4 protein-coding genes and 2 pseudogenes are annotated in these 5,983 nt (G+C 59.2%); 2 read left to right on the forward strand and 4 right to left on the reverse strand.

Annotated features, from left to right (window positions below):
* Both ACESNB_RS08040 and ACESNB_RS08045 read left to right on the forward strand, forming a co-directional pair.
* Window positions 1-323: pseudogene (locus ACESNB_RS08040) on the forward strand (copper-transporting ATPase); the annotation flags it as partial.
* Window positions 323-724 (forward strand): annotated as a pseudogene (locus ACESNB_RS08045) (amino acid permease); the annotation flags it as partial. The pseudogenes ACESNB_RS08040 and ACESNB_RS08045, both read left to right, overlap by 1 nt.
* A 125-nt stretch (window positions 725-849) precedes the next feature.
* Here ACESNB_RS08045 and ACESNB_RS08050 read toward each other — a convergent pair.
* From ACESNB_RS08050 to ACESNB_RS08065, 4 genes are all read right to left on the reverse strand, one after another.
* Window positions 850-1,917: a DUF2231 domain-containing protein gene (locus tag ACESNB_RS08050; protein ID WP_373006089.1), complete on the reverse strand. Its 1,068-nt coding sequence runs from the start codon at window positions 1,915-1,917 to the stop codon at window positions 850-852.
* Between the two features lie 10 nt (window positions 1,918-1,927).
* Complete coding sequence (locus tag ACESNB_RS08055; protein ID WP_373006091.1) at window positions 1,928-2,740, reverse strand: copper resistance protein B; 813 nt, start codon at window positions 2,738-2,740, stop codon at window positions 1,928-1,930.
* Complete coding sequence (locus ACESNB_RS08060; protein ID WP_373006093.1) at window positions 2,740-4,581, reverse strand: copper resistance system multicopper oxidase; 1,842 nt, start codon at window positions 4,579-4,581, stop codon at window positions 2,740-2,742. The genes ACESNB_RS08055 and ACESNB_RS08060 overlap by 1 nt, the downstream gene beginning before the upstream one ends.
* 95 nt (window positions 4,582-4,676) lie before the next feature.
* On the reverse strand, window positions 4,677-5,132 hold the full coding sequence (locus ACESNB_RS08065) for a copper-binding protein (RefSeq protein ID WP_373006095.1): 456 nt from the start codon (window positions 5,130-5,132) through the stop codon (window positions 4,677-4,679).
* Window positions 5,133-5,983: the final 851 nt, after the last annotated feature.

The raw sequence follows: 5,983 nt of genomic DNA on the forward strand, positions 1-5,983 counted from the left end.
TCAACGATGCGCCTGCACTGGCGCAGGCCGATGTCGGTATTGCCATGGGCACCGGCACGGATGTCGCCATGGAAAGCGCGGGTGTCACGCTCGTAAAGGGCGACATGCTGGGCATCGCCAGGGCGATCGAGCTCAGCCATACGACAATGCGCAATATCCGGCAGAACCTGTTCTTCGCGTTCTTCTGCATACCGCTGGCGGCGGGCGTTCTCTACCCCGTGTTCGGCCTGTTGTTGAGCCCGATGATCGCCGCCGCCGCAATGAGCCTGTCTTCAGTGTCCGTGATTGCCAATGCCCTGCGCCCTCGCAGTGTGAAACTGTAATGGGCAGTTCGTACGTCAAAGGTAACCTGACCCTTGCTGGCACGGTGGCGATGGGCAAAGGCGTGATGATTGGGGCGGGCATCTTTGCGCTGACCGGACAGGGCGCCGAACTGGCCGGCGCGCTGTTCCCCCTTGCTTTCCTGCTAGCTGCCGTGATCAGCGGGTTCAGTGCCTATTCCTACATCAAAGTGTCGCACAAATACCCGTCCGCCGGCGGGATTGCCATGATCCTGAAGAAGGCTTTCGGCTCGACAGCGGTGACCGGGGAGCGGCCTTGTTGATGGCCTATCAATGAAAGCCCCGTCGCTCGCACATTCGGCACGTACACGTTGCAGCTCTTCGGAATTGAAGGCGGCATACTTGTCCCGGTGCTGGCACTGAGCCTCATTGCCGGGACATTTGGCCTCGAGAAACTGTATTTGCCCAGGAAGCGCGACAACGCGTCTGACGATCACGCATCCTGACCGTCAGACACCTCTCCGCTTCCGGGCGCACGTGGCCCGGATCGTCCGGACAGCGCACTTTTTTAGTGTTCGTGGTCACCGGCAATCGGCGCAGACGACCAATGGATATGTATGATTTTCCACGCGTCCCCCTCTCGACGGAGCACCATTGTCTCCATTGATGCGGCGTGTACTGTCTTGTCCTTGTACGTTCCGTGCATCTGTGATTCCGACACCACACTTGCCATGTCCCCGGCAGCGATCACTTTGCGCGACATCAGTGTGGTCTCCACGGCAGCTAGGAATGCCATGTCGGCCGGCATGTGATGACCGGCATATTCGTCCAGCGACGATTCAAGACCGCCGCCTTCGGCGACCAGAACGTCCGGGGCGGTGAGGGCCCTCACCGCGGCCTTGTCGCCGCTGCGCAGCGCCGCTGAGAATGCATCCGCTGTCGCTTCAGGGGATCCTGCCGCTGACGGTGCCGGTGCCACGCTGGGCTGGACATCGGTGTCCTCGTCATGGGCTGCTTCGCCGGAATGATCGTGCCCGGCGTCCATTCCGGCGCTATTGGCCATCATGTCATCCACCATGGCTGCTTCGTCATGGTGGCCATCGCTGTTGTCATGCTCCGTCGATTCCGAGTTCGCTTCATCATGATCTGCTTCTGCGCCATGTTGATGATCATGTCCGTGTCCAGTCACCACTGGAAGGCTTTTCACGCCGAGACCATGGCCGTAGACGGCCTTGCCACCCCACCAGGCCGTGACTGTAAGCGACAGTGCGGCGCTAGCGAGCAAGGCGGCAAACAATCCTGACACGGCCTGTGCCCGCTGGTGCCACCGCCATGCTGCAAGCAATATGATCGCGGTGCCCGATGGAACGGCCCAGTTGCGGTGGATGGTCATCACGGCGTGTGACGGTGCATCGTGATCGACAGAATAGTAGGCCTGAAAGCCCGCTGCGATCGTTGCCACGATCGCAATGGCAGCGAATGCCAGCATCCAGTCCGCAGCAGGGCGCAGTGTATCCCGCCAGCGGGCAGCTGCGGGCAGGAATGACAGGACATAGGCAAAGGCCGCGGACACCGACAGCGCGTATGCAAAATGCACCAGTATCGGGTGGGTGTTGGGCTCAATAAGGCTGTTCATGTTTTTGCTCCTAAAACCAGGTTCTGACGCCGGCGACCAGGACCGTCTGTTCCGCCTTGCCACCTGCAGCTTCGATCATGTCGGCGGTTCGCCCAAAGCTCGCTTGCCATTCCACGCCGACATAGGGCGCAAACTCCCGACGGATCTCGTAGCGGAGACGCACGCCGGCATCGATTGAGTTGAGACCCGTATCGAGGTCGCGTTCAGGCACATCCTGCAATGACCAGTTGGCTTCCACACGCGGCTGAAGGATCAGGCGCTGAGTGAGCAGGAACTCATACTCGAACTCGGTGCGGGCCGTCAGATCACCCTTTTCACTCAGGAAAGCGGAGGCATCAACCTCGAACCAATAGGGCGCGAGACCTTGCAGGGCGACGACGGCGTGCGCGAGCCCATCAGGCTCAATGTCATAACGCACGCCTGCCTGTGCATTCCAGAACGGCGAGATCGCGCGCGAATAGAGCGCCTGTATCTCGGCGTCGTCCACGTCCCCGAACTCCAGCGAAGACTTGCCTTCGGTCTTGAGCCAGATCTTGTTGATGTCACCGCCATAGGATGCCTGACCGTTCCAGTAAAAACTGTCTTCATTGTGGCCAAGCTGGGCTTCAAGCTGGTTGAACAGGACAAACCACGCGCGTTGTGAGCCGCCCTCTGCAAGTAACTCTTCGCGGGCTTTCGCCATCTCTACCGGATCGTAGTATTGGTTTGCCTGCGACCAGAGCGGGCTGGACGGCGAAGACTTTTCGGCAAGTGCGCCAGGTGCGATCAGGACTGCTGCAAGACCTGCCGAGGCGAGCATGTATCTGGACTGTGTCCGGCGCATCAGTTCGTCTCCTCATGATTCATGCTGGAATAATCCATCATGGAATGGTCCATGCCCGGCATGTTTCCGTGATCCATTTCCATCTCTATCGGCATGTCGACAGACCCGGGAAGAACTGACACGACCTGCATCATGCCGGCATGCATGTGGTAGAGAAGGTGGCAGTGGAACGCCCAGTCGCCGACATGCTCGGCGCTGATGTCGACCGACAATTTCTCTCCGGGTTTGACGATGACCGTATGCTTGCGCGGCTTGTGGTCGCCGCCCTCATTGACGAGGTCGAAGAACATGCCGTGCAAGTGGATCGGATGCGGCATCATCGTGTCGTTGATCATCGTCAACCGCAGGCGTTCGCCTTGATGGAAGACAATGGGCGCCTTCACATAGGAGAACCTGACGCCGTCGAATGACCACATGTAGCGTTCCATGTTACTGGTCAGGTGAAGCTCGAGTTCGCGTTCATGCGGGCGCAGATCCGGATTGCGGTCCAGGCTGCGCAGTTGGGAATATCGCAATGCCCGATGTGTAACGTCGCCGAGCCCCTGCCCCGGCTCATCCAGCCGGCTGACCGGCATCATCGCAAGCCCGGTATTGCCAGGTCCGGATTTCACATCAACTGAGGCCGACGCCATGCTGGCCATGCCCATATCACCCATTCCAGAATGATCCATCCCTTCCATGTCCGGCATCGAACCGTGGTCCATGCCGCCCATGTCGCCATGCCCGGCCATGCCCATGTCGGTCATGGTCAGGGCGACGGGTGTGCGCAGTGCCGGGGCCTCGGCATTCATCCCGGCTTGCGGACCAAGTGTCGCTACGGCGAAACCTGAACGGTCAATGCTCTCAGCGACGAGCGCGAAGGCCCTGGCCTCCGTTGGCTCCACGATAACATCATACGTCTCCGCCACGCCGATCTGGAATTCATCCGTCTCCACGGGCTGGACGTGCAAGCCATCGGCTGCGACCACGGTCATGGGCAAGCCGGGAATCCGGAAGTTGAACAGGGTCATTGCCGAGGCATTGATGATGCGCAGGCGAACCCGCTCGCCGGGCTTGAACAATCCGTTCCAATTGTCAGCGGTGGAATGACCATTGATTAGATAAGTATAGGTCGCGCCCGTCACATCGGCCAAATCGGTCGGGGACATCCGCATCTTGCCCCACATGGCGCGTTCCTTCAGCGCCGCGTCCAGTCCCTGCTCTGACGCATCGCCGAAAAAATCCCCGACTGTGCGCTGGTTGTAATTGTAGGTATCGCTCTGCTTTTTCAGCTTGGTGAAAATCCGGTGCGGGCTTTCGAAACTCCAATCCGACAGGACCAGCACGTACTCTCGGTCACAGGCAACCGGATCGACGCCTTTCGGGTCAATAATGATCGGACCGTAATGGCCAAGCTGTTCCTGCAAGCCGGAATGGGAATGGTACCAGTAGGTCCCGTTCTGCGGGACGGCGAACTTGTACTGGAATGTCTCGCCCGGCTTGATACCGGGGAAGGACACGCCAGGAACGCCGTCCATGTAGAACGGTACGAGCAGGCCGTGCCAATGAATCGATGAATCCATGTTCAGCCGGTTGGTCACATTGAGTGTAATCTCGTCACCTTCGCGAAACCGGATCAGCGGAGCGGGCACGGTCCCGTTGACACCGATTGCTTCTGCGGCGCGCCCGTTGATCCGGACGGGGAATTTGCTGATTCCCAGGTCGAATTCAGTGCCAGTCAAGGTAGGCAGCCCGAGGTTTCCGGAACTGGCGCTTCTGGCCCAGGCGGGCAGGAGCCCGGAGAAGCCAAGCGCTGCACTGGTGGCCAGTGTCGAGCGAAGCATGTTGCGTCTGTTGATCATGGAAGACCCTTCCTGAATCGAATGTCTAATCTATGCTGGAACCGGCAGCTTGGCGGACACTGAGTCCAGCCAGCTGCAACGGCAAATCCCCTGGCCTACCGGCCCGAATGACTGACGGCGGATTCGGGGGCAGCTGCGCAAAGGCCGGGGACAACATCATCTCCCGATGCCTTGCAGAGCTCTGCGATGGGGTAAGCACCCTCAGCGACCTTGTGCAGGGTAAACTGGACCTGGTCGCCTGGCTTGAAACCGGACAGGTCAACACCGTCCATGACTGTGAAAGCCATCTTCATGGCAGGCCATTTGAGCGCGGGCACAGGACCGTGATCGAGCCCGATCTTTCGGGCTGCCGGATCCACAGCTACGACGTTGCCCACACCTTCAAACATGTGGTCGGCACGGGACATGGGCGAAGACGTTGATGCGTCCGGCTTGGATGCATGACCCATTTCGGAGTGATCCATCTTGGAACGGTCCATCTGGGCAAGGGCGGCGCCTGCTAAGGCTATTGCCGCGATGGAAACAGACAGAAGTTTGAGGGTACGGTACATGAAAATATTTCCTGAAAGGCGATAAAATTTGAGAAGCGCGAGATCGACCTGACCGTCGTCCCAACGCATGTTGCACGTCCGGGAAACGTCAGATCACAACCAGGCGCCGCAGATCGCATGCGGCGCTGGCGCGACGGGCATCAGTTCAGGAAGCGGGTTTTCATGCTCATCGGTGTCGGCAGCGGAGGCGCCCGCCATCGCTGTACGACATGGGACGCCGACCCTGGATCGACTGAATCGAGCCGTGCTGCAACTTGCGTTACGGCATAGGTTTGCGGTTCAGGGGGCGGTTTGGACACTACGCCGTTCGTCGTGTCGTTTACGCCGGCGAACGAATGACCGGCGCATCCATGAATCGCGTCGCATCCGAGCACATCCCCGGACGACACCTTATCGTGATGATCCATTTTGGGTGTGCTTTTGGCGTCATGCGCATGGTCAGAAACGGCCGACGTCAGTGTCTCAAATTCTTCAGTCGTCGCTGCGCACGCACACAGGCCGTGACCGATGCTCAGCGTCAACGCAAGGAATGAGAGCAGCAAGTATTTCATTGCGACGAAATATACCCCTTGCGGGTTTATGGCAAGCGATCCGATTCACGTCTGGGCGCGCATTGAGGAACCCCCATGGAGTATATGCGTTTGACCAGCATCCAACCACGCGTGAACTCCGGGAGAAGAGCAGGCAATGAGCAATTACACAAAATTCGGCGGTAGCGTCCCATCGCGTGGTGTAATTCGTGCACGCCGTCTCGGCTGCGATCACGGTTTCAGCTGCCCACGCCGGGCATGCTGAGAACAGGGTTATTGACTACTTTGGCGAGACTTTCCAGTGACATATATCGCCGGGCA

Origin of the sequence: Hyphomonas sp. (genome assembly GCF_041689225.1) — a bacterium.
Classification (GTDB): Bacteria; Pseudomonadota; Alphaproteobacteria; order Caulobacterales; family Hyphomonadaceae; genus Hyphomonas.